The organism is Oceanobacillus halophilus (assembly GCF_003628505.1).
Classification (GTDB): Bacteria; Bacillota; Bacilli; order Bacillales; family Amphibacillaceae; genus Oceanobacillus; species Oceanobacillus halophilus.
The window spans coordinates 213,568-234,415 of sequence record NZ_RBZP01000003.1; the positions used below are offsets into that span (position 1 = coordinate 213,568).

The 20,848-nt window shown below is 37.4% G+C and carries 27 protein-coding genes and 2 pseudogenes; 23 read left to right on the plus strand and 6 right to left on the minus strand.

Going from position 1 to position 20,848, the window contains the following annotated elements:
• Positions 1-139: 139 nt before the first annotated feature.
• The gene (gene lgt / locus D8M06_RS07350; protein ID WP_121203757.1) at positions 140-976 is read right to left on the minus strand and encodes a prolipoprotein diacylglyceryl transferase; all 837 of its coding nucleotides are present in this window, start codon (positions 974-976) and stop codon (positions 140-142) included.
• Between the two features lie 181 nt (positions 977-1,157).
• On the opposite strand from lgt, the gene D8M06_RS07355 reads away from it, so the two are divergent.
• Positions 1,158-1,718 (plus strand): sugar O-acetyltransferase, encoded by a 561-nt coding sequence (locus D8M06_RS07355; RefSeq protein WP_121203758.1) that lies wholly within the window; start codon positions 1,158-1,160, stop codon positions 1,716-1,718.
• Between the two features lie 45 nt (positions 1,719-1,763).
• Here D8M06_RS07355 and D8M06_RS07360 read toward each other — a convergent pair whose 3' ends face one another.
• Positions 1,764-2,912, minus strand: a complete 1,149-nt coding sequence (locus D8M06_RS07360) for a PstS family phosphate ABC transporter substrate-binding protein (RefSeq protein ID WP_121203759.1) — start codon at positions 2,910-2,912, stop codon at positions 1,764-1,766.
• A 269-nt stretch (positions 2,913-3,181) separates the two neighbouring features.
• On the opposite strand from D8M06_RS07360, the gene D8M06_RS07365 reads away from it, so the two are divergent.
• From D8M06_RS07365 to D8M06_RS07395, 8 genes are all read left to right on the plus strand, one after another.
• Complete coding sequence (locus D8M06_RS07365) at positions 3,182-3,586, plus strand: RDD family protein (RefSeq protein ID WP_121203760.1); 405 nt, start codon at positions 3,182-3,184, stop codon at positions 3,584-3,586.
• A 201-nt stretch (positions 3,587-3,787) separates the two neighbouring features.
• On the plus strand, positions 3,788-4,324 hold the full coding sequence (locus tag D8M06_RS07370) for a metalloprotease family protein (protein WP_121203761.1): 537 nt from the start codon (positions 3,788-3,790) through the stop codon (positions 4,322-4,324).
• Positions 4,325-4,476: 152 nt separating this feature from the next.
• Positions 4,477-4,608 carry a hypothetical protein gene (locus D8M06_RS20260; protein ID WP_277749470.1) on the plus strand — a complete coding sequence of 44 codons (132 nt, stop codon included), beginning with the start codon at positions 4,477-4,479 and terminating at the stop codon, positions 4,606-4,608.
• A gap of 357 nt (positions 4,609-4,965) precedes the next feature.
• Positions 4,966-5,298 (plus strand): winged helix-turn-helix transcriptional regulator, encoded by a 333-nt coding sequence (locus D8M06_RS07375; RefSeq protein ID WP_121203762.1) that lies wholly within the window; start codon positions 4,966-4,968, stop codon positions 5,296-5,298.
• The gene (locus D8M06_RS07380) at positions 5,295-6,212 is read left to right on the plus strand and encodes a DsbA family oxidoreductase (protein ID WP_241558896.1); all 918 of its coding nucleotides are present in this window, start codon (positions 5,295-5,297) and stop codon (positions 6,210-6,212) included. Before D8M06_RS07375 ends, D8M06_RS07380 begins: the two co-directional genes overlap by 4 nt.
• 106 nt (positions 6,213-6,318) lie before the next feature.
• Complete coding sequence (locus D8M06_RS07385) at positions 6,319-6,528, plus strand: hypothetical protein (RefSeq protein WP_121203763.1); 210 nt, start codon at positions 6,319-6,321, stop codon at positions 6,526-6,528.
• A 216-nt stretch (positions 6,529-6,744) separates the two neighbouring features.
• Positions 6,745-8,340: an FMN-binding glutamate synthase family protein gene (locus tag D8M06_RS07390; RefSeq protein ID WP_121203764.1), complete on the plus strand. Its 1,596-nt coding sequence runs from the start codon at positions 6,745-6,747 to the stop codon at positions 8,338-8,340.
• A gap of 66 nt (positions 8,341-8,406) precedes the next feature.
• Positions 8,407-8,748 (plus strand): cupin domain-containing protein, encoded by a 342-nt coding sequence (locus D8M06_RS07395; RefSeq protein ID WP_121203765.1) that lies wholly within the window; start codon positions 8,407-8,409, stop codon positions 8,746-8,748.
• 201 nt (positions 8,749-8,949) lie between these two features.
• Here D8M06_RS07395 and sda read toward each other — a convergent pair whose 3' ends face one another.
• Complete coding sequence (sda, locus tag D8M06_RS07400; RefSeq protein WP_121203766.1) at positions 8,950-9,078, minus strand: sporulation histidine kinase inhibitor Sda; 129 nt, start codon at positions 9,076-9,078, stop codon at positions 8,950-8,952.
• Positions 9,079-9,685: 607 nt separating this feature from the next.
• Here sda and D8M06_RS07410 point away from each other — a divergent pair.
• The 9 genes and pseudogenes from D8M06_RS07410 to D8M06_RS07450 all read left to right on the plus strand — a co-directional run bounded on the left by D8M06_RS07410 (position 9,686) and on the right by D8M06_RS07450 (position 16,466).
• Entirely contained in the window at positions 9,686-10,432 is a 747-nt protein-coding gene (locus D8M06_RS07410; RefSeq protein WP_121203768.1) for a hypothetical protein, read from the plus strand.
• A gap of 31 nt (positions 10,433-10,463) precedes the next feature.
• Positions 10,464-10,985 carry a GNAT family N-acetyltransferase gene (locus D8M06_RS07415; RefSeq protein ID WP_241558897.1) on the plus strand — a complete coding sequence of 174 codons (522 nt, stop codon included), beginning with the start codon at positions 10,464-10,466 and terminating at the stop codon, positions 10,983-10,985.
• 249 nt (positions 10,986-11,234) lie between these two features.
• The gene (locus tag D8M06_RS07420; protein WP_121203769.1) at positions 11,235-12,290 is read left to right on the plus strand and encodes an N-acetylmuramoyl-L-alanine amidase; all 1,056 of its coding nucleotides are present in this window, start codon (positions 11,235-11,237) and stop codon (positions 12,288-12,290) included.
• Between the two features lie 894 nt (positions 12,291-13,184).
• On the plus strand, positions 13,185-13,739 hold the full coding sequence (locus D8M06_RS07425; protein ID WP_121203770.1) for a DinB family protein: 555 nt from the start codon (positions 13,185-13,187) through the stop codon (positions 13,737-13,739).
• A gap of 32 nt (positions 13,740-13,771) precedes the next feature.
• Positions 13,772-13,903, plus strand: a pseudogene (locus D8M06_RS20420) (hypothetical protein); the annotation flags it as partial.
• A 216-nt stretch (positions 13,904-14,119) separates the two neighbouring features.
• Entirely contained in the window at positions 14,120-14,467 is a 348-nt protein-coding gene (locus tag D8M06_RS07435) for a PadR family transcriptional regulator (protein ID WP_121203772.1), read from the plus strand.
• Complete coding sequence (locus D8M06_RS07440) at positions 14,457-14,966, plus strand: DUF2812 domain-containing protein (RefSeq protein ID WP_158591752.1); 510 nt, start codon at positions 14,457-14,459, stop codon at positions 14,964-14,966. The genes D8M06_RS07435 and D8M06_RS07440 overlap by 11 nt, the downstream gene beginning before the upstream one ends.
• A 125-nt stretch (positions 14,967-15,091) precedes the next feature.
• Positions 15,092-15,877 (plus strand): class I SAM-dependent methyltransferase, encoded by a 786-nt coding sequence (locus D8M06_RS07445; RefSeq protein ID WP_121203774.1) that lies wholly within the window; start codon positions 15,092-15,094, stop codon positions 15,875-15,877.
• 55 nt (positions 15,878-15,932) lie between these two features.
• Positions 15,933-16,466, plus strand: coding sequence for a DUF1572 domain-containing protein (locus D8M06_RS07450; RefSeq protein WP_121203775.1), 534 nt, complete (start codon positions 15,933-15,935; stop codon positions 16,464-16,466).
• Between the two features lie 4 nt (positions 16,467-16,470).
• Here the strand turns inward: D8M06_RS07450 and D8M06_RS07455 are convergent, their stop codons facing one another.
• Complete coding sequence (locus D8M06_RS07455) at positions 16,471-16,911, minus strand: GNAT family N-acetyltransferase (RefSeq protein WP_121203776.1); 441 nt, start codon at positions 16,909-16,911, stop codon at positions 16,471-16,473.
• 261 nt (positions 16,912-17,172) lie between these two features.
• Between D8M06_RS07455 and D8M06_RS07460 the strand changes: the two genes are divergently transcribed.
• The 5 genes and pseudogenes from D8M06_RS07460 (at position 17,173) to D8M06_RS07480 (ending at position 19,791) form a co-directional block, all read left to right on the plus strand.
• Entirely contained in the window at positions 17,173-17,277 is a 105-nt protein-coding gene (locus D8M06_RS07460) for a YjcZ family sporulation protein (protein ID WP_121203777.1), read from the plus strand.
• A gap of 129 nt (positions 17,278-17,406) precedes the next feature.
• A pseudogene (locus tag D8M06_RS20425) lies at positions 17,407-17,487 on the plus strand (YjcZ family sporulation protein); the annotation flags it as partial.
• A 160-nt stretch (positions 17,488-17,647) separates the two neighbouring features.
• Complete coding sequence (locus tag D8M06_RS20030) at positions 17,648-17,974, plus strand: hypothetical protein (RefSeq protein WP_194074622.1); 327 nt, start codon at positions 17,648-17,650, stop codon at positions 17,972-17,974.
• A 187-nt stretch (positions 17,975-18,161) separates the two neighbouring features.
• Positions 18,162-18,572 (plus strand): MarR family winged helix-turn-helix transcriptional regulator, encoded by a 411-nt coding sequence (locus D8M06_RS07475; RefSeq protein WP_158591753.1) that lies wholly within the window; start codon positions 18,162-18,164, stop codon positions 18,570-18,572.
• Between the two features lie 13 nt (positions 18,573-18,585).
• Positions 18,586-19,791, plus strand: a complete 1,206-nt coding sequence (locus D8M06_RS07480) for an MFS transporter (RefSeq protein WP_241558898.1) — start codon at positions 18,586-18,588, stop codon at positions 19,789-19,791.
• Positions 19,792-19,919: 128 nt separating this feature from the next.
• Here D8M06_RS07480 and D8M06_RS07485 read toward each other — a convergent pair whose 3' ends face one another.
• Both D8M06_RS07485 and D8M06_RS07490 read right to left on the minus strand, forming a co-directional pair.
• Positions 19,920-20,432 (minus strand): hypothetical protein, encoded by a 513-nt coding sequence (locus tag D8M06_RS07485; protein ID WP_121203780.1) that lies wholly within the window; start codon positions 20,430-20,432, stop codon positions 19,920-19,922.
• A 108-nt stretch (positions 20,433-20,540) separates the two neighbouring features.
• On the minus strand, positions 20,541-20,735 hold the full coding sequence (locus D8M06_RS07490; RefSeq protein ID WP_121203781.1) for a YbxH family protein: 195 nt from the start codon (positions 20,733-20,735) through the stop codon (positions 20,541-20,543).
• Positions 20,736-20,848: the final 113 nt, after the last annotated feature.

Sequence of the window (20,848 nt, forward strand, 5' to 3'; positions counted from 1 at the left end):
TAACTAACTAATTGTTAATTATACTGATAATCGCTAACCTTTTTTAAGGGCAAAAGGAACTGTTTTTTAGAATGGGGATTGGGCATTTTGTAACACAGGTGCCTGTCACTCCCCGTATTTTGTCGAATTTTAAATAGTTTTATCTTCTCTTTTTCTTCTTTCCTTGTGTTGGAATGTCATGGTACCTTACTGTTGTTGTTTTTCGACGATATATGATTAGGATGATTGCACTAATTATTGCAAGAATAGAAATCAGTTGTGCTGTTCGAAGGTCACCGAATACATATAGACTATCCGTGCGCATTCCCTCGATAAAGAATCTGCCAATCGAATATCCTATGGTGTATGTTAAAAAAACTTCACCGATCCGTGGGTTCAATCTTCTCCATACGAGAAGTAGTACAAAAATGAGAATGTTCCACATGGATTCGTATAAAAATGTTGGGTGATAGGTAATGCCTTCTATAGTCATCTGGTTAATAATAAAGTCTGGAACGATTTCGTACACGATTGATCCATCTGGAAGTGGACCACCATGGGCTTCCTGATTGATAAAATTTCCCCATCTTCCAATCGCCTGACCTACTATAAGGCTGGGAGCAACAATATCTGCTAACTGCCAGAAAGAAACTTTTTTTATCCGAGAAAAGATAATCGCGGTTAATAAGCCACCAATAATTGCTCCATGGATAGCGATGCCTCCTTCCCATATGGCAAACACTCGCCAAAATGGACCGTTTGCATAATTTTCCCATTCGAAGATTACGTAGTAAATTCGTGCAAACAAAAGGGCGACAGGAACTGCGTAGACAATGAAATCTATCAATAAATCTTTGTTTAAATGAAGCCGATTTGCTTCTTTTATGGCAAGCCATAAGCCTAGTGCAGTGCCCAGTGCTATAATTACGCCATACCAATGAATCGTCAATGGTCCGATTTCCAGAAACACTCTGTTTAGTGGTGCGGTTAGTAGCATATGTATACCTCTCTTATTACGTATTTTTTAAGGTCTGTTGCATTAACAGTTTAAATGACTTTCTATCAAATAAAATTGACTTAAATCAAGGTTAGGAAAAATAAATCGTTCGTTTCCAGCTTGATTTGTAGCTATGATATATTAGGGGATACATGCAACAAACGATAAGGAGAATGGAATTATGAGAACAGAAAAAGAAAAAATGATTGCTGGTGAATTATATAACCCTGAAGATCCTCTTTTGGTAAAAGAAAGGTTAGAGGCTCGCAAAACCGCTAGGATTTATAACCAATCAACAGAAACAGAGGCAGAAAAAAGAAGGGGAATTTTAAAGAATTTCTTTGGTTCTACTGGCGAAGATATATATATTGAGCCGGATTTCCGTTGTGATTACGGCTATAATATTCATGTTGGCGAAAATTTTTATGCAAATTTTAACTGTGTATTTTTGGATGTCAGTGAAATTCGCATTGGAGATAATTGCTTTATCGCACCAGGTGTTCATATTTATACGGCCACACACCCACTCCGTGCAAAAGAACGAAATGCAGGCCTCGAGTTTGCAAAACCTGTTCGGATTGGTGATAACGTATGGATAGGGGGAAGTTCGGTGATAAATCCTGGAGTTACGGTTGGGGATAATGTGGTCATTGCATCCGGTTCGGTTGTTACGAAAGACGTACCTGATAATGTGGTCGTTGGCGGTAACCCTGCAAAAATTATTAAAGAAATCGAGCAATAGAAAAGGTAGAAGCCAATCAAAGTATTTAGGAGATTTGATTGGCTTTTATCTATTTACTGGTACATATCCCGTTTCGTCTACAATCTTTTGCCCTTGGTCTGATTGCATCCATTGAATGAATTCTTCGATGTTCGGATTATCACTGTCTGCAGTGATGGCATAGAAACTATCTACGATGGGATAGGTTTGATTTTGGATATTCTTTTTTGTTGGTTCGACCCCTTCGATGGCAATATGCTTGATTTTACCGTTTTGTACCATGTCCTGTGAGAAATAGCGAAATGAAAATCCGATGGCATTGCTTCGATTCTGGAAATTGGATGTCTCCCTAATAATGCCACCCATTCCTGAAACTATCTCTTCAGCAGGAGCTTTCATTAACGGAATGCCATTCATAACAGTAAGTAATGCAGTTTGACTGCCGCTTCCTTCTGGGCGCTGGAATGCCAGGATTTCCTCATCATTGCCACCTAATTCTTTCCAATTGGTAATCTTGCCAGAATAAATATCCTGGATTTGTTTTATGGTAAGTTCGTTAACAGGATTTTTACTATTTACAAAGAATACAAAAGCTTCCTGTCCAATTGGAGTAAGGGTTAAATCAAGACCTCTTTGCTTAGCCTGATTCATTTGAATTTCCGATGGGTGTGCGATAAAGATGATGTCTGCTTCCCCGCGAAGTAAGCGATCAAATGCATAACTGGTTTGCGACGAAACAACCTCACTTTCTTCCAAAGGATAATTTTCTTCCGGATAAACAGCTTGTGCAAAAGCGGCATACACAGGATATAGAGCGGTAGCTCCATCTAATTTTGGCAAATTATCTTCTATCTTAAATTCAGAAACTTCCTCTAAGGTAACGGCTTGCGTATTATTAGTAAACGGCAGGTAGTCAGACAAGTCAACATCCTGGGTACTGACCACTTCCAGGCTTCTCAAATAGGCCTGATACCCCTCATAACTTCCTAATGCAACCAAACATGAAACACCAAAAATGATGATAGTTCTCCTTACTAGTTTCTGATGAAATTGTCTGTAGATTGCTAGGATAATCGTGATAATTAAACCAATCGTAACTGTAATAACAAATGGAACATAAAACGCAGCATTTCTTGTTAGTGCAACAATAATAGTACTGACCAGTCCAACAAAACCAATAATGATAATAGTGAGAATGGATCCAAAAATTTTCATGATATTCTCCTTTAAATAAGTAAATAATTCCAGTAGCTTCGTTTTTAGTATAGTAAAATAATAGAGAAAATGAAATGGAGCGTGGAGCTTTTTTTGAATAGATACTATTTTTTATTAGGAGAGTAAGTGAATGAGTTTAGCTCGTGTGTAAGTCTTCTTTACATTTAGAGCACATATTATTTCCAATTAATTTTTATTTGTTGCTTAAAGCCCTCTGATTTGAAATAATCTAGTTAATTGGACAACATGAAATTCGAAAGGAAGATTAGATGGAAAGACCTGCTGGATTTTGGGTTAGGTTAGTGGCGAGTATTCTGGATGGTATTATATTGAGTCTTATCCTTGGTTTTATTGCATTTATTATTTATGGAGATTTTAATTACGACAAAGCGAACATAACCGATTTATTAAGCTTGCTTTATGGAATCTTTGTTCCAGTCTTATGGAGAGGTTATGTAATTGGGAAACGCATCATGAACATCCGAATAGTTAAAGTGAATGGGGAGGACGTAACGGTTGGTACAATGCTCTTGCGTCATTTAGTTGCTGGGCTGGTTTATGCATTCACCCTTGGTATTGGCTTAATTATCAGCGCATTTATGGTAGGACTCCGCCAAGATAAAAGAGCCATACACGACTTCATCGCCGGCACCTATGTAAAGCACGAAAACTAAAGTGCCTGTCACTCCCCGGATTATGTAGAATTATGTCGAAAGGTTGATGCTGCTAATAAAATTTTTACGCTAGGTACTCACCTTAAGGGATTTAGAATAGAGCTTGACACCAAAAAATAGGTTACTAGCTCTATTTTTATAGGGGAATCATCCGTTCGACAAAAATCGGGGAGTGACAGGCACCTAAAAGGGGGAGTGGTTATGGAAAGTAGAAAGGAAACGGTTGTTGCGATTTCCATGAAAAAAATGAATATCTATCTTTTTATACTTACTATTTTTATGTTCTTTGCTGTACATATCGTTCACGTTCTTCTTTATGGGGAAGTAAAAATGACAGTTACATTATCTGGGATGCTTCTTTTCTTGCTAGCGATGCTTATCATTATTTGTTTACATGAAGCCATTCATTTAGTAGGTTTTCATTATATTGGCGGTGTGCCATGGAAAGAGATGGCTTGGGGTGTGAACTTGAAACTTGGAGTGGCTTATGCTCATTCTAAACAAACAGTAACTGTAAAGCAGATGAAAAAGGTATTGCTGTTGCCATTATTGCCAACAGGCATTTTGCCACTTCTTGTCGGTATCGGGATAGACTTTCCAGCGTTATCCATTCTGGGAGTTATCTTAACGATTGGCTGCTTTGGGGACCTCATCCTTTATAAAAAACTATTGCCGTTCTCAGATCATGCGCTAGTCATTGATCATCCAACAAAACCGCAGTTTAAAGTATATGAATGAGTCTAGTTTTGGGAGGGTTTTTAGTGGAAGGAAGATTACATATGGGAGATATGCTCTTTCAACTTGGGGCGATCGCCTTTATTATCGCAATAATTTTTTTCATCGTATATCTGTTTCGCTCGTATAAAAAATAGAATTTGAGGGGTACGTGTATGGAAATATTTATTTTTATTATTTTAATTATTTTCCTTTTTGATTTTACCAGACTCAGAAAACAAAATGACACCATCATTGAACAGAATGAAAAAGTGATTACATTATTGGAAGACTTAAAGAATAAGTAATGGGCAGTGGCTTAAAAATAGAAGAACATTCTGTTAATAGCGAGTTTTGGGGTATTGGGAAGTAAAGATAGCACGGAGAAATCTCGTCCTTAGGATAAAGATTCTGAGGAAGAGATTTTTTGTTACATGGTACTGAAACAGGATGATAGCTTGATGGTGATGCCGTCACTAGTGGTAATATGTCACGAAGTAAAAGTTTGTTTTATAAAAATAGAATTCATCTCGTTCGAAAGCTAAATCAACGAAAGAGACAGTGATATCAATGATCAAACAGAATAACACCTACCCCTCTATATAAAAAATATACTTGATATATTTTTTATACCAACTTATAATAAGTAACAAGAAGGTGATTTAATGGAAGTATGTCCATATCTACAATATGCCTTTGAGGTGTTAGGGAAAAAATGGAACGGCCTGATTTTGCATTATCTTTCTCTTTGTCCAAATGGGACAGCACATTTTTCGGAAATAAAGAGGGATTTAACGGAGATTACGGCTCGATCTCTTTCCTTAAAGCTTGGTGAACTTATGGAATATGGATTGATTGAGAAGAATGTGGTCGATGGCTCACCAGTTATCATCACTTATGAGTTAACGGAGAAAGGGCAATCTCTAACTGAGGCATTGAAACCGGTTCAGAAATGGGCGCAGCAGCATCATATTTTAAATGAGGGGGAGAAAAAATGAACAATATGTTTTGTGATTTAGAAACTGGGGTATGCGGAGATGCTAGTGAGAATGCGGTACAAACAATTAACTTGAAACAGCCACAAAAAAAGATAAAACTTTACTATGTGACAGATCCAATATGCTCACACTGCTGGGCACTGGAGCCAGTACTAAGAAAGTTCAAGGCTCAGTATGGACAATATGTTGAATTTCATACCTTGATGGGCGGCTTACTGGAAAGCTGGGAAGGTTTTGCAGATGTAAAAAATGGAATTGGCAGTCCTTCCGATGTTGCTGGTCATTGGAGAGAAGTTGGAGAGCATTCTCGTATGCCAATTGATGGTTCTCTGTGGTATGACAACCCGGTACAATCATCATTCCCACCATCAAGAGTATATAAAGTGATTCAGAAAAAGGATGAAAATTTGGCTGGAACTTTTTTACGCAGAGCAAGGGAAGCGGTATTCGCCTTTAACCAAAATATTGGTGAGGACTCTGTGCTAATTCGAATTGTTAATGAATTAGGACTTGATGGGAAAGAGATTGTAAATGAAGCAGCTAAAGAATCCAGTCAGCAACTGCTAGATCAGGACTTCGTGTTAGCCAGTAGCATGGGAGTCCGTGGATTTCCAACAATTATTATGGTAAATGAAGAGAACCATGGGGTTAAAATCGTTGGTGCACGTCCTTTGGAAAACTATGTGAAAGGCTTGGAGCAAGTTCTGTCTTCAGGAGAAAAGCTTAAGGAACAATCCCTACCAGGACTTACTGAACTTTTGGAGGAAGAAGCTTTATTATTTTCTAAAGAGATTGAGGTTATGTATGATTTAGCCCAAGATCAAGTAGCAGCCTATGTTCAAGATGAACTTTCTTCTAATTTTTATAAACAAAAGGAAATATTGGGTGAGAGTTATATGGTTAAGATTATATAATATGGATTGGGGCGCCCTGTTTGTAGGCGCCTTTTTTCATGCAGGACCATTGAAACCAAATGACAGTGATTTTCGTATGACAGATAGCTAATAAAGGGGGTATTTCGTGCGTTATTGGAGCAAATATACGTTACAGTACTTTATCTTTTTCTTTCTAGGTCTAACCATTTGGGATTTTATTAAACTTGGCTCTATAAATCTCCTAGAAAATCTGGGGCAATCACTATTTGCGGCAGCTTTCTTTTGGTTCTTATCATGGGGATGGGGTAGTGTAGATGATAATAAGAAAAAAGAAAAGAAATCGAAGGAAAGTTAATGCAGGATAAGGAATAGGATACTGAAAGAGGAGTAATGTCGAGCAATAGATAAACTACATATCTCCAGCTGATACCGATACCTTGACTTCGAAGTGACTCAACTTGGACTGTTTTATGGTAAAATAGGTGTATGAAAGTTTGTAATGATAGGAAGATGGGGGTAGGCAAAAATATTTAAGTAAGCGCCTTCAAAAAAACGTCTAGGAGGAATCTGAGTGAATTTAGCTGATATTTTTACTATCATAGGATTTTTGTTTAGTGCAATTATTTTACTTGTTTTAGTCGTGATTGGACTATGGGTTTTTTTCCGAGACCGAAGACAGAAACAGCATCCAATCCTTCGAAATTATCCGTTAGTAGGGAGGGGTCGATATTTTGTGGAAAATATTGGTCCAGAACTACGGCAGTATTTATTCAATAGTGATACAGAAGGGAAGCCTCTTTCCCGCATTGATTACCAGCATATAGTGAAGAAATCAAAATATAAGAAGGATGTTATTAGTTATGGCTCACAGCGTGATTTTGAAGGGGCTGGGTACTATATTCGGAATTCTATGTTTCCGAAGTTGACCGAAGAGATGAAGGTAGATCACCAAACAAAGGTAACAACAGATCGATATGTTTTAACGAAAGAACCGTTATTTGCACAGAAGAAAGAACATATGGAGAAGCATGAAACACAAGCATATTTGCTGGATGACCAAGATGCGATTGTTATAGGAAAAAACTGCAAACAACCTTTTGTTGTCAAAGGACAAATTGGCATGTCTGCTATGAGTTATGGTTCACTAGGGGAAAATGCAATTACGGCATTATCTGAGGGATTGGGGATCGCCAAAGGAACGTGGATGAATACTGGGGAAGGTGGGATTTCTGATTATCACTTAAAAGGTGATGTGGATCTTATTATGCAAATTGGCCCAGGTTTATTCGGTGTTAGAGATAAAGAAGGAAATATCAATTGGGACGCTCTCGAGGAGAAAAGCAGAATACCCCAGATAAAAGCCTTCGAATTAAAATTAGCGCAAGGGGCTAAAACACGAGGTGGACATATTGATGCCGATAAAGTAACAGAAGACATTGCTAGGATGCGAATGGTGGAACCCTATCAATCTATCGATAGTCCAAACCGGTTCCGTGAATTTACAGATCTGTTATCCATGTTTGATTTTATTGATCGAATTCGTGATGTAACTGGAAAACCTGTAGGGATGAAGATTGTTATTGGCAGCAAACACGAAGCAGATGAATTGGCAAAACATATAAAAACTACAGGAAGTGGCCCGGATTTTATTACAATAGATGGAGGAGAAGGTGGGACAGGTGCATCGTATCAAGAGTTAGCTGATAGTGTCGGATTGCCTATTAAATCAGCCTTACCTATTTTAGATGAAGACCTTAGAAAATATAAGGTTCGAGATAGAGTAAAAATCATCGCCTCTGGTAAGCTGTTTTCACCAGACCGAATTGCAATTGCCTTGGCGATGGGAGCCGACTTAGTTAACATTGCTCGTGGATTTATGATCTCTGTCGGATGCATACAAGCATTAAAATGTGATTCTAATGCCTGTCCAGTTGGTGTTGCAACAACGGATCCAGATTTGCAAAAAGCACTTGTCGTTGATGAGAAAAAGTATCGAACAGCTAATTATGTGATATCGATGCGTGAAGGCTTGTTCCGAATGGCTGCAGCAGCTGGATTAGATTCACCCGTTCACTTTAATCAGGAGCATGTTGTATATAAAGATGAAAAAGGGAAAGTATGGACAATGGATGACCTGTATCAGACAACGGTTAAAACAGCGAATTAATTTTCTGCAAATGAATAGTAGGATTTAGCATACCATCGTAGCTGTATTCAAATGAGGAGGACAACCATGAAAAAACAAAATTTCAACGACTACGTAGAGTTTAGTAATGAAAGATTTACCAAACGAGTAATTTTTAAAGAAAATAAGACCACGATTTTCGTGTTAAATTTTGCATCTGGACAAACGCTTCCCGCACATAAACATCCTGGATCGAATGTACAATTAATGGTGATGCAAGGGGAAGGGAAGTTTACAATTGATGGAGAAGACATTCCAGTAATAAAAGGGGACGTACTGTTTGTAGAAGGCGATGAAGAACTTGCATTCACCAATAATAGCACCTCTAACACAAGCCTATACGTCATGTTAAACAAAATACCAAACGAAAATTACGCAAAGGACATCTAAGGTGCCTGTCACTTCCCGATATTTGTAGTTTCTTGTCGAAGCGCTGAGTTGCTTAAGCAGGTTTTGGCTCTTAGAGTGAGTGTAAAACCTGCTTTTTTTAAGTTCTTGATTCCGCAAAATACGACAAAAAACGGGGAGTGACAGGCACCATTAATGTAATAAGGGATGCGGTCTCCTCCAATAGGAAACGCATCCCTTATATTATTTAATAGTTAACATTCCTCTATTTTTCATTTCTAATTCTAGCAGATTTATAAATTCTTCCTCTAAGTTTAATTCTAATGCCTTTTTAAAACTATCATATAGAAGCTCGTCCGATAAGGAATACATTATATCCTCCTTTATCTCCTGAAGTTCAATAATTACCTTCATTTTATTAATACCCGAAATAAACGAATGTAAACTATTAACCCTATTAGACGTTACTAGCCTGAAATAGAAAAGGAAATTAGAAAAATCGCAGGATGTTTAGGAAAGACTGTAAACAAAATGTACCCAATATTAGAGACTGCCAAAAATTGGCAATCTCTTCATTCCAAAAGTGGCATAATAAACTCTATTCTTGTTGCTCCCTCTTGTAATTGAAAGCTTCACTCATTTTGCGCTGGAGTAAATGAATTTTATCATTTAAAAAGATATACAGATATCGTTTAATGTAATACGTCCAATATGAAAACCTGGAAAATTTGCTTTCAAACAGGAGAAAAAGAAAAGCAATGACTATGATACCAATGATGTATTTGCGCATACATTATCATCCTAACTAATTTATATCATTACACTATTATTATTTTCCAAATGAATCGTATTATGTAAAAGTTTTTTCGAAGGGCCTTATCTTTTTTTGTATGATACAAGCAAAATTATTCGTGTTTTGTTATGATTTGAAATAACCTGAAATTTCAGGGAGAATATGAGGCAAAAGGAGTCTTACGCAATGAAACATATCTATGCATTTGAAAAGAAAGAAGACTTTGAAACATATCAGAAGCGAATCGACCAATTTAAGAAAGGATTAAACGATTACCAGGAAATATTAAAAGAAAAGTATGGGCTAAAAACAGGTCCTAGGGCGGTTGTTTGGACTTCAGAAAAGTTAGCTACTGAGGTTTTTTCTGATGTTCCCATACCGGCATATACGAATAAAGACATTATTTATATGTCGCCAGATTTATCAGAATGGAGAACACTATTCTTAAAACAATTAGATGGGATAAAGATTCCTTATATTGAACACTTTTACAAAAATTATTCAGAGAATCAATTGTTTACCATTTTAGGTCATGAGTTAACTCATCACTCCGATTGGTTTTTGGATGAATTTGATGATGACAGAGATAATGGGATATGGTTTGAAGAAGGAATGTGTGAATATTTACCAAGAAAGCATTGCTTAAATGAAACGGAATTTAAAGAAATTGTAAAGGTGGAGTCAGAACTCGTAGACATATTTAAAGGGAAATATGGAATAAACTCCATTGAGGAATTTGGCAGTACAACTTATAAAGGCAGTTTGTCCAGTATTATGTTTGATTACTGGCGAAGCTTTTTGCTTGTGAAAGAGTTAGTTGAGGAGCGGGCTAATGGGAATGTAGAGTTAATTTTCAAGATATACCATGAGTGGGATGAAAAAGGGAGAAAAGTGCCATTGACAGAGTATTTTGAAGCAGAATTTACAAAATGATGAAATGATAAACGACAGGAGTGGGGACGTTTTGAGCCAAAAACTATATCTAGTAAAACCAGCAAGAGAATTTAAAGACGAGTACCTTTCTTTTTACCAAGAATGGGTTGAAAGTGGAGAGGATATGATTCCATGGGTCATTGAAAAAGATCCGACTGACTTTGAAAAGATGCTGCAATTTTTGGATGACAATGAAAAGGGGCTTAACCAACCAGAAGGCTGGGTGCCAGATTCTACTCGCTGGTTAGTAAATGAAGAGAAAAGAATACTTGGGGTTGTAAATATACGACATGACTTGACAGAGTTTCTGTTGAATGGTGGAGGACATATCGGTTACGGAATTCGCCCATCGGAAAGAAAAAAGGGTTATGCAACGAAGTTATTGAAACTGTCGCTTGAATTAACGAAAGATCTTGGAATAGATAGGGTCCTAGTCGTTTGTGATAAAGATAATATCGGATCCATGAAAGTGATTGTTAAAAATGGGGGAATAGAAGACAAAGATTTCATAGAAGAAAATGGTAATATTGTGAAAAGGTATTGGATGGAATAAATAAATTTTTAGGACCATCGTATTATTCGATAGCAAAAATTCTCCATAAAATTTCCCGGGAAATGTAGTATTTTGTCGTCAATAATTTTTTTAAGTGATTATCCATACTGAATCTGGCATGAAAACTAAATTCTAGACAAAAAGACATTCGACAAAATCCGGGAAGTGCCAGGCACCAATAAGGCACCAATAAAGCTATCCGAACATATTGTGTTACAGGGATTAGTATAGTATGGGAGATGATAACAAATGGTTTTTAGAGTAGCAGTTGGTGCTGGCCATGGTGGTAGGGGTTCTACACCAGGCAAGCGTACTCCTGATGGTGAATATGAATGGAACTTTAATGATAAGGTAGCGGATGCTTTTATCGCTGAATTGAATAAATATGAAAATGTAAATATATTGCGTTTAGATGATGACGACGCTTCTGATGGATTAGTGGATGTGTCGCTTCGAGATAGGATTTATAAAGCCAATCGATGGGGTGCAGACATTTATGTATCATTCCATCATAATGCTTTGGCCGGAAGATGGGGGACACATGGAGGAACTGAAACGTATTATTATGTTGGTTCACGAGAAGGAATGGAACTGGCTATGGTGATCCATGATGCCGTAGTGAGAGCTTATGGTTTACGCAACAGAGGCATTAAGAGAGGGAATCATTTATATGTAATTCGAAATTCCCAGATGCCAGCTGTCCTTGTGGAAGGCGGTTTTATGGATTCCGTCACAGACATCAAAAAACTAAGAGATGATCAGGTGCTGGCAAGAGCAGGGAGATATGCAGCAGAAGCGGTAGCCGAATATGCGGGATTAACGGATAGAGGAAGGAAAACTCCATCAGAAAATGAAACCTCAACCCCTAAAACGGAATCGTCGCCTAACGAGCAAGTGAAATCCGAACAGATAAGAGGAGACATTGCAGAAATTCAAGATACATTAAATAAACGTTATAACCAGAAACTTACGGTAGATAATTTGTATGGACCTAATACGCATAAAGCCCTTGTGAGAGCCTATCAAACAGAATTAAATAAACAATTTAATGCGAGACTGAACGTTGATGGTATCTTTGGCCCAAGAACTAAAAGAGCAACGGTTGCAGTAATGGAAGGTGCGAGAGGAAATTTGACATGGGTCATACAGGCAATGTTAGCAGTGAAAGGTTACGACACAAATGGAGTAGATGGAATCTATGGAAATGGCACAGAAAACGCCATAAAACAATTCCAGCGTGATTCTCGTATTGCGGTTGATGGTATTTTTGGTCCGAATACAGCTGAAGCATTGTTTGATGTGTAAGCAATAAAGTTCTTCATAGAGGCTGGGACAAAAGTCTTTTCTCAAAGGAAAGAACGAACATGATTGGTGCAAAAATACGCTACGGATATATACTTCACTTTCCGTGGGCCTAGAAGAGTCAGCCTCCGTGCTGACGCACTACGGTGTCTCATCTAGGTCTTCTTTTTCAAAGAGTCTCTGTATATTTTCGCCCGCTAAGTAGCACATTGTTCGTTTCATGAGTTAAACACTTTAGTTATGTCCCAGCCTCTTATTGTCATGTAGCTGCGCTTGTGTTTCGACAATGTTTGACAAAATCCGAGGGGTGCCAGGCACCAAGAGAGGGTCGGTGCCGGGACACTGTCAAATGTGTGTTAATATAGTATGTATAATGTACTTATGGGGAGTGTCACTGGCTCTAGATTTACATCCATAGTGGAGTTGTATTCCACTTTCCTCTTACTCAGTACATATCATGATTATGTTCCATCTGGGTCACTTACCGTCCTTTAATTCGTATTATTTCGTTTTTCTTTATATGCCCTTGAATTTAATCGATCCACAAGTTTCTTATTGACTAATACTCTGGCTAATAAATTTTTAAACCTCAAAGCTATCACTCCAAAAATATGGTTTACATACTATTTACCATTTTTTTATACGTATTTCATTATTAATTAGAGAAGAACTTTTCTTAAGAGGATTTCCTTCAAATGATACAGAGCATAAAGAACGTCCAGTGCTTTATCGATCTTGGAGGAAATAGCAGAAGAAAAGTGGAAAGAGGTAGATAGTTACTATTGGGGCCATTTTCTCTAGAAGAGAAGTGCACCTATTTATTCGACAAAATCCGGGAAGTGCCAGGCACCAAAGATTTTGAATGATTTATAGAGCAAAAAACAGGAGATGTATATTATGAAGAGTAATGAAATGGAAACCCATTTTCAAATGCTAATTTTGCAGCGTCAGGCATTTTATCAGGACAAGGATTTGGACTTTGAACAGGCATGGGTCAGGCCTTTGCCTGAAAAGTGGTCGATTGGCGAAACGCTGTATCACCTATTTTTAATGGTGAGATTATTTAGGAGATTTTCAAATATATATATTCCGACGATGCTTCCGCTTGCATATGCACGGCGACGAAAGCCTTATCAAACAGAAACACACAATATATATGAGGAATACAATCAGAAAAAGAAGAAACCGATGAATGCACCATCACTAATCGTACCTCCGTCCGAATTAGAGAAGAAATGGAATATCACTGAGATACAGTGGCTACTGGAGTATGAGACGGAAAAAATTAAGACGTTCATCAAATGTATCGGTTCAGATGTGGCAGGACATATCTATTATCCAGATCCTGTAGCATATTATCCTAATTTGGTTCAATGTATTCATCTTCTGGCAATACATGAGCAGCACCATTTTGACTTAACTAAGAAGTATTATTCACAAATGGACAGATGAATGAAAATGGTTTGCCATCGAAACATCTAACTTTTGAGCTAGGAAAGACAATTGCGATGACAGGAAAGAATGGTTCAGGAAAATCAATGCTTCTTCATCATATCTTAAATCACGGAGAAGGAATTACTCTTTCTCCAAAGGTAGTCTTCGGTGTTTATGAACAGTTCTATGTAATAGAAAATCAGCAGTTAAAATCGTAGTCAAATTTTACTCCAGGGTGCAGTTTCTAATAAACGGGAACGGCACCTTTTTTCGTTCGACAAAATCCGGGAAGTGACAGGCACCATAAAAGACAAAAACACCTATTGCCAATGGATAGATATTTTGTTATTATATCGGTATACGATATATCGACATGCGATATCTAGGGTGGTGAGAATATGGCTAAGGCTCCAGAAGAATTCATACCATTATCTCAGGCAACATATTATATTTTACTATCACTGAGAGAAGTAAGGCATGGGTATGGGATTATGCAAGATGTCAGTGAAATAAGCCAGGAAGAAGTGAAGATGGGGCCAGGTACCTTGTATGGTGCATTGGGCAAACTGGAGAAGCAAGAAGTGATTATAAAAGCAGAAGTCAACGATGGAGAAAGAAGAAAGTATTACAAGCTTACAGAGTTGGGAAAACAAGTGGTACAACTGGAATACAATCGGTTAACTTCCCTTGTAGAAAATGCCAAGGAGATTATCAAGGAATTGGGAGGAGAAAAAGATGGGGATTAAGAAGTTTAGATTTTTTCTTGCTTCAGATATTGAAAAAGAGGAAGCATGGTTAACGGAGATGTCACGTCAAGGACTTCACTTTTACAAATATAAATTCGGTATGTATTATTTTGAGGAAGATCCGAACGTATCCTATGTCTATCAAACTGATTTTCATCAACAAGTAGATGATGCCTATTTTCAACTCTACAAAGACGCGAGTTGGGAACATGTTACAAGTTATATAGACTCCTTTCATTATTTTCGTACTAAAACAGATAATCCAGGGATAAAGAAGATTTATTCTGATGCGGAATCGGCCGTAGAGTCATTGAAACGTATGATGAAAATGTATATGGCTATCTTTCTATCTCTCATTGTGATTCAAATAGCTTTACTGCTAATGTGGAGAGGAAGTATCATTGACTATTTTTCTAACGGAATTGTCTTTTCGGTGATTCTTTTATATGTTTATCTGCTCAGTACGCTGCGGAAACGAATTAAATATTATTTGAGGTGAAGTAGGTATGGCACTTGTTACAGGGCCATATCCTTTTTTTTGTAAACAACGAACGTCCAATAGCAGGAAACAAATGCACGAAAGACGAAATAATTATGTAACTGAAAAAGAGAGGAGTGGCCATGATGGATACAATAAAACACAATCAAGATGCTTGGGATAAAAAGGTGGAAGCGGGCGCTCGGTATACAAAACCGGTTAGTACAGAAATAATTGAAAAAGGCAGACAAGGAGATTGGGGGATATCGGTTACGACAGAAAAGGCTGTTCCAAGAGATTGGTTTCCAAAGGATATGAATGGTCTAAGAATCCTTTGCTTAGCTTCTGGTGGAGGACAACAAGGACCGATTCTTGCTGCAACTGGTGCGGATGTAACGGTAATGGATATCTCCGAAAAGCAGTTGGAACAAGATCTATTTGTGGCCAAAAGGGACGGACTGAATCTTAAGACGATAAAAGGAGAAATGTCAGATCTTAGCTATTTTGCTGACAATTATTTTGATTTAATTGTTCATCCGGTTTCCAATGTTTTTGTAAAAGATGTGCACCCTGTATGGAAAGAAGCTGCAAGAGTACTAAAAAGTCGAGGTGTGTTAATTTCCGGCTTCACCAATCCGCTTCTTTATATTTTTGATGATTATCAGGAAAGACAGGGAATTTTAAAAGTAACCAATTCTATTCCTACCTCCACGAAGGAATATTTAACAGAAAAAGAGTGGAAGGAGCATGTTTTATCAGGTGAAGCCATAGAGTATGGCCATTCGTTGGAAGACCAAATACAAGGACAAATAGATGCTGGCTTCGTCATAGCTGGGTTTTATGAGGACGATTTTGGTGGGAACAGGATACTTGATCAATATATCAAAACCTTTATTGCAACGAAAGCTGTAAAGATAGGAAATGACATCTAACTGATTGACAAAGTTTTGGAATGGCTGTGATACAAATTATAAAGGTGGAATACGGATGAAAATTGGCAAGGAATACTTAAGAGTCGTGCAAGAACGGTTTATGAGTGTAAAAAGCTTAGGGGACAAAACAATTAATCAACTTTCAGAGGAGGAAATTCATTGGGAATATAATGAGGCGTCTAATTGTGTTGCAGTAATCGTGAAACATCTTAATGGTAATATGCAATCTCGATGGACAGATTTTCTATCCACAGATGGTGAAAAAACTAACAGGGACAGAGACAGTGAGTTTGAAAATACGATTTCTTCTAAGCAAGAATTAATGGCCATTTGGGAAAATGGATGGAATGTTCTTTTTCAGACATTAGAAGATTTAAAAGAAGAAGATTTATTAAAAGAAATCTATATTCGCGGCGAAAGACACAGTGTTATGGATGCCATTGAAAGACAAATGGTTCACTATGCTTCCCATATTGGGCAGATTGTTTACATCGGAAAACAAGTAAAGGGAAATTACTGGAAAAGTTTAAGCATACCAAAAGGAAAGTCCGCTAGTTACTTAGAGTATATGAAGAAAAAACAAGAATAAAAAACTAGTTTAAATCTCTTTCCATTATGGTTGAAACTTCATGAAAATCTAGTTTCTCATATAGTAACTTCGCCCGATTGCCAGCAAATACATTTAATTGAACTTTTCGACAGCCTTCTTGTTTTAGTTGGATGATTGCTGCTTCACATAAACTTTTTGCTATTCCTTGTTTTCGAAATGGGGAAAAAACATATAATTCTGTGAGGAAACCTACCGTTTGATTGGAATAAATATCATAGAAATGACTAATACCTATCCACCCTTGAATTTTTTGATTGTCGGTATGTATTAGATAGTACCCACCGTTATCCAAGAATGGGGCAAACAGCTGATTTGCTTTCTCCCAATTTGGTTCTACATGTCCTAAAGTAGCTTCTTGCATAACATCTAGTGCATAATTTAAAATTTGCTGAGTTTCCTCAGGCGACGCTTTTCGAATGGTCATTATGCTAATCTCCTTTTTTGATTTATTTATGTTCGTATTTCCATAGCAGTGGATATCGCTTGAAGTATCCACCCTTGAGAGTAAGGAGTTATTTTGCACTTTCCATCTTCTCACTTCTATTAGCCTATGCGGATAATTTCTAAAAAGAAACTTGTCTCATAGGTAAATGCCTAGATTTCCGATATCTGGGTGTATAACCATGTCAACATGGGACAGTTAACATATAGTAATGGTGTAAATGCTTAAGGAGGTGGAGCAATTATGAGTAAACCTGTTTCTGGATTCAGTGAAGGTTTTGCCTTAATTGTCGTATTGTTTATTCTATTAATTATCATTGGAACTTCTTACGTGGGATACGGTTACTAAGAGGTTTGTTCAAAAGGCACAGAATATAAATAATCTGTAAAGGAGTGCTTTATAATGGGTTTCGGTTATGAACCATATGGAGGTTGCGGCTGTGGAAGTTACGGTTATGGTGCAGGAGGATACGGCGCTGGTGGTTATGGTGTTAACAGCTTTGCGCTAATCGTAGTTCTGTTTATCCTTCTAATCATCGTTGGGGCAGCTTGGTTATAAAATAAAATATTTTAGTAGGGCAGCCACGATAAGGTTGCCCTATTTTAATGGAAGTTACTTTTTCAACAAAATTGAATAGTATGCCTAGCTCACAATTAGGTGAATTCCCATAGGCTATAGTGTTATGGGAATAAATAGTTACGAGAAAAGGAGAGTTTATATGCACGGATTTGTAAGACACCCACAAATGCCTCAACAACATCATTTGCCAGATCAAAGATATGGTGCAATCGGTCCTTTAACTGCTGGGCTTATTGGTGCTGGAATTGGTTATTTAGGTGGAGAGTTATTTGGAGGCTATGGTCCTGGTTATGGTCCAGGATATGGCGCACCAGGATTCGGCCCAGGGTACGGAGGCTATGGACCGGGGGTTGGCGGATATGGATATCATTACGGTTATGGTTATGGAAATCCTCCATTTAATTATGGACCAGGCTACGGATATCATGGATACCAACCAGGCTTTGGTAACTCACCATTTAGATAAAGCCTTCCTAGATTAATAGTAAATAAAAGTGAACCTTCCTATCAAATTAGGAAGGTTTTTTCAGGAAAGCATTTCGACAAAATTCAACAAAAACCGGGGAGTGACAGGCACCAGTCGAACGACCTATGGACAATTTATAAAAGGGGGCGTATAGTTACTTAGGTAACTAATTATGAGGAGGATCCTTATGGAGCGGTCTTTTTTTCATCAGCATTTACAGTTTTCCCGGTCTTTCACAAAGAAACTGAATGAACAGTTAGCAGAGGTAGGCCTATATCATTCTCAGTGGTTATTGATTTATTACTTAAAGGAATTCGAAACAGCCACTTTGGTTGATATCAGTAATTACCTTGATGTAGAGAAGCCTACGATTACTCGTACAGTTAATCGATTGGAAGAGAGGGGACTGATTCGAAAAGTTCCGAGCAAGGATAGACGGGAAAGAAGAATAGGACTAACGGAAAAGGGCAATGAAGTGTATGGGGAAGCTGGAAAGGTGGTAAAGTCTTTTGAACAAAGCTTGATGGAAGGAATGCAAGAAACGGAGATCGTTTCTACTATACGAACGATTCAATTATTAAAAAAGAAACTGAACTAAAGGAGATGTATGTTTGACTAGTAAGACACCGTTGTGGACCAGAGATTTTATTATGGTTTCCACTTCAAATTTTTTATTATTTATATCATTTTATATGCTGATGGTAACTTTGGCTGTTTATTCGGTTGACAATTTTCATGCGTCGCAAAGTGAAGCTGGACTTGCATCCAGTATTTTTGTACTTGGGGCACTGTTAATTAGGCCAATCGCTGGAAAAATTATTGAAACGGTAGGAAAGAAGAAATTATTAATTATTGGACTAGCACTATTTTTAGTATTTTCATTATTATATTTTCCAATTAGTGATCTTACCATTTTGTTTCTCATTCGCTTTGTACATGGTTTTACATTTGGTATTTGTACAACAGCAACTGGTACGATTGCTGCAGATATTATTCCTGTCATTAGACGTGGGGAAGGGATGGGGTATTTTGCAACAAGTATGAATCTAGCGATGGCTATCGGCCCGTTTCTGGGATTGATCATAATCCAGTATTTCCCTGATAAAACAATATTTGTGGTGACAACACTTTTCGCTGTTATTGCTCTAGTTGCAACTTTATTTCTGCAAGTACCTAAGGAGGAAACAAAGGCTAGGAATATTCAAAAGGGATTTCAAATAAGTGACTATATGGAAAAGAGTACCATTCCTATAGGTGTTTTAATGGTGGTCAGTGGTTTTGTTTATTCCAGTATATTAACGTTCCTCACTACTTTTGCAAAAGAAATAAATTTAGTCGATGCAGCAAGTTTCTTCTTTGTTATGTATGCAGTTTTTCTGTTGATTTCCAGACCATTTACAGGAAAATTGTTTGATTTGAGGGGGGAAAATGCAGTAATTTACCCTTCCATTGTGTTGTTTGGGATTGGATTAGTACTACTGAGTCAGTCGTATATTGGAGTGACTTTACTTGTAGCAGGTGCTGTAATTGGTATAGGATTTGGTACCCTGCAATCCAGTGCACAAACCGTAGCAGTAAATAAAGTACCAAAACAACGAATCGGCTTGGCAACATCCACTTTTTTTGTATTCTATGACTTTGGCATTGCTATCGGCCCATTCTTGTTAGGATTTCTTTTATCACTAACAGGATACCGTGGCTTGTATCTAACAATGGCGGCCATCGCCTTTAGTAGCATATTCATCTACTATATTGTTCATGGAAAAAAATCCTCAACCAAACAAAAGGAAGCAAAAAAAGTAGAAACAATCGCCTGAGTAGTGCCTGTCACTCCCCGGATTTTGTCGAATAGAGGACTGTAAAATAAAAGTAGCTTTAAAAGCAATTGAATAGTGCTTTTAAGGCTACTTTATAGGTTAATTTTTGATTATTGTCTGCTTTTCAATCATTCAAATTCGCTCAAGATAAGAGAGGCGAATACAAAGGAGCTGTTATCTATCTCACTTCTTATTAGTATACAATGAATAACTTTACCGCCAACTGTTGCGTTTGTTTCCGCGCTAAATTCTTGGCTTTTTTCGAATGTAAATTCTATTTTGTTGTTGGTGGTAGTTATTACTTTCCATGGACTGACATCGAAATCTGAAATAATGTTTCCCTTTTCATCTAAAATATAATCATAGATTTCATATTCATTTGTCTTGAAATTATCGGCTTCGATCTCTATTTGTTCCCCAAAAGTAATCAACGGCAGATCGACAAATCTTTTGCCTATCATGGATTCTTTAATAACTTCTTCCAGTTTTTCTTTATCCTTGTTCACATTTCCGAAATATAGTGGTCTCAAATCTGTGTTCCCATTATTTACCTTCAGTATAGGCTCTTCTGTAGAAGAACTCTGACAAGCTACAAGAGAAAGTAAAATGATTATGACTGTTACTTTCAAAGATATTCTCATTTAGAACCACCCTGACTTCTAACATTCTGTTTAAGACAACCACCCTATTATACATGATTTTTATATTTATATGGTGTTTTTTTAGAAACCAGGATGCGCCTGAAACATTTATTCGATTCCATGTTCATCACAATATTTATCAACAAGGTTTTCAATTTGGTCAAGTTCAGGGTACTTCCCTTGAAAAGAGAATTTAACCTCTTCTAAAAATTCCCCTTTATGATAAACATGTATAGCACCGTTTTGTTCAACTACACTATATTCTGGTTCGAAGCGATACCCATTCCGTTCAATTGCACCCATATCCAACAACTCCCATACTTGTATTTTTTACTAGTATAAACCAAATCGAACCATTCCAATCGGTGCCTGTCACTTCCCGATTATTGTAAGTATTTGTCGTGCGATTGTCCGAA

Excerpts from the sequence above, each read along its gene's own strand:
- lgt (WP_121203757.1), bottom strand. The coding sequence starts at position 976 with ATGCTACTAACCGCACCACTAAACAGAGTGTTTCTGGAAATCGGACCA.
- D8M06_RS07355 (WP_121203758.1), top strand. The coding sequence starts at position 1,158 with ATGAGAACAGAAAAAGAAAAAATGATTGCTGGTGAATTATATAACCCT.
- D8M06_RS07360 (WP_121203759.1), bottom strand. The coding sequence starts at position 2,912 with ATGAAAATTTTTGGATCCATTCTCACTATTATCATTATTGGTTTTGTT.
- D8M06_RS07365 (WP_121203760.1), top strand. The coding sequence starts at position 3,182 with ATGGAAAGACCTGCTGGATTTTGGGTTAGGTTAGTGGCGAGTATTCTG.
- D8M06_RS07370 (WP_121203761.1), top strand. The coding sequence starts at position 3,788 with ATGGAAAGTAGAAAGGAAACGGTTGTTGCGATTTCCATGAAAAAAATG.
- D8M06_RS20260 (WP_277749470.1), top strand. The coding sequence starts at position 4,477 with ATGGAAATATTTATTTTTATTATTTTAATTATTTTCCTTTTTGATTTT.
- D8M06_RS07375 (WP_121203762.1), top strand. The coding sequence starts at position 4,966 with ATGGAAGTATGTCCATATCTACAATATGCCTTTGAGGTGTTAGGGAAA.
- D8M06_RS07380 (WP_241558896.1), top strand. The coding sequence starts at position 5,295 with ATGAACAATATGTTTTGTGATTTAGAAACTGGGGTATGCGGAGATGCT.
- D8M06_RS07395 (WP_121203765.1), top strand. The coding sequence starts at position 8,407 with ATGAAAAAACAAAATTTCAACGACTACGTAGAGTTTAGTAATGAAAGA.
- sda (WP_121203766.1), bottom strand. The coding sequence starts at position 9,078 with ATGTATTCCTTATCGGACGAGCTTCTATATGATAGTTTTAAAAAGGCA.
- D8M06_RS07410 (WP_121203768.1), top strand. The coding sequence starts at position 9,686 with ATGAAACATATCTATGCATTTGAAAAGAAAGAAGACTTTGAAACATAT.
- D8M06_RS07420 (WP_121203769.1), top strand. The coding sequence starts at position 11,235 with ATGGTTTTTAGAGTAGCAGTTGGTGCTGGCCATGGTGGTAGGGGTTCT.
- D8M06_RS07425 (WP_121203770.1), top strand. The coding sequence starts at position 13,185 with ATGAAGAGTAATGAAATGGAAACCCATTTTCAAATGCTAATTTTGCAG.
- D8M06_RS07435 (WP_121203772.1), top strand. The coding sequence starts at position 14,120 with ATGGCTAAGGCTCCAGAAGAATTCATACCATTATCTCAGGCAACATAT.
- D8M06_RS07440 (WP_158591752.1), top strand. The coding sequence starts at position 14,457 with ATGGGGATTAAGAAGTTTAGATTTTTTCTTGCTTCAGATATTGAAAAA.
- D8M06_RS07445 (WP_121203774.1), top strand. The coding sequence starts at position 15,092 with ATGGATACAATAAAACACAATCAAGATGCTTGGGATAAAAAGGTGGAA.
- D8M06_RS07450 (WP_121203775.1), top strand. The coding sequence starts at position 15,933 with ATGAAAATTGGCAAGGAATACTTAAGAGTCGTGCAAGAACGGTTTATG.
- D8M06_RS07455 (WP_121203776.1), bottom strand. The coding sequence starts at position 16,911 with ATGACCATTCGAAAAGCGTCGCCTGAGGAAACTCAGCAAATTTTAAAT.
- D8M06_RS07460 (WP_121203777.1), top strand. The coding sequence starts at position 17,173 with ATGAGTAAACCTGTTTCTGGATTCAGTGAAGGTTTTGCCTTAATTGTC.
- D8M06_RS20030 (WP_194074622.1), top strand. The coding sequence starts at position 17,648 with ATGCACGGATTTGTAAGACACCCACAAATGCCTCAACAACATCATTTG.
- D8M06_RS07475 (WP_158591753.1), top strand. The coding sequence starts at position 18,162 with ATGGAGCGGTCTTTTTTTCATCAGCATTTACAGTTTTCCCGGTCTTTC.
- D8M06_RS07485 (WP_121203780.1), bottom strand. The coding sequence starts at position 20,432 with ATGAGAATATCTTTGAAAGTAACAGTCATAATCATTTTACTTTCTCTT.
- D8M06_RS07490 (WP_121203781.1), bottom strand. The coding sequence starts at position 20,735 with ATGGGTGCAATTGAACGGAATGGGTATCGCTTCGAACCAGAATATAGT.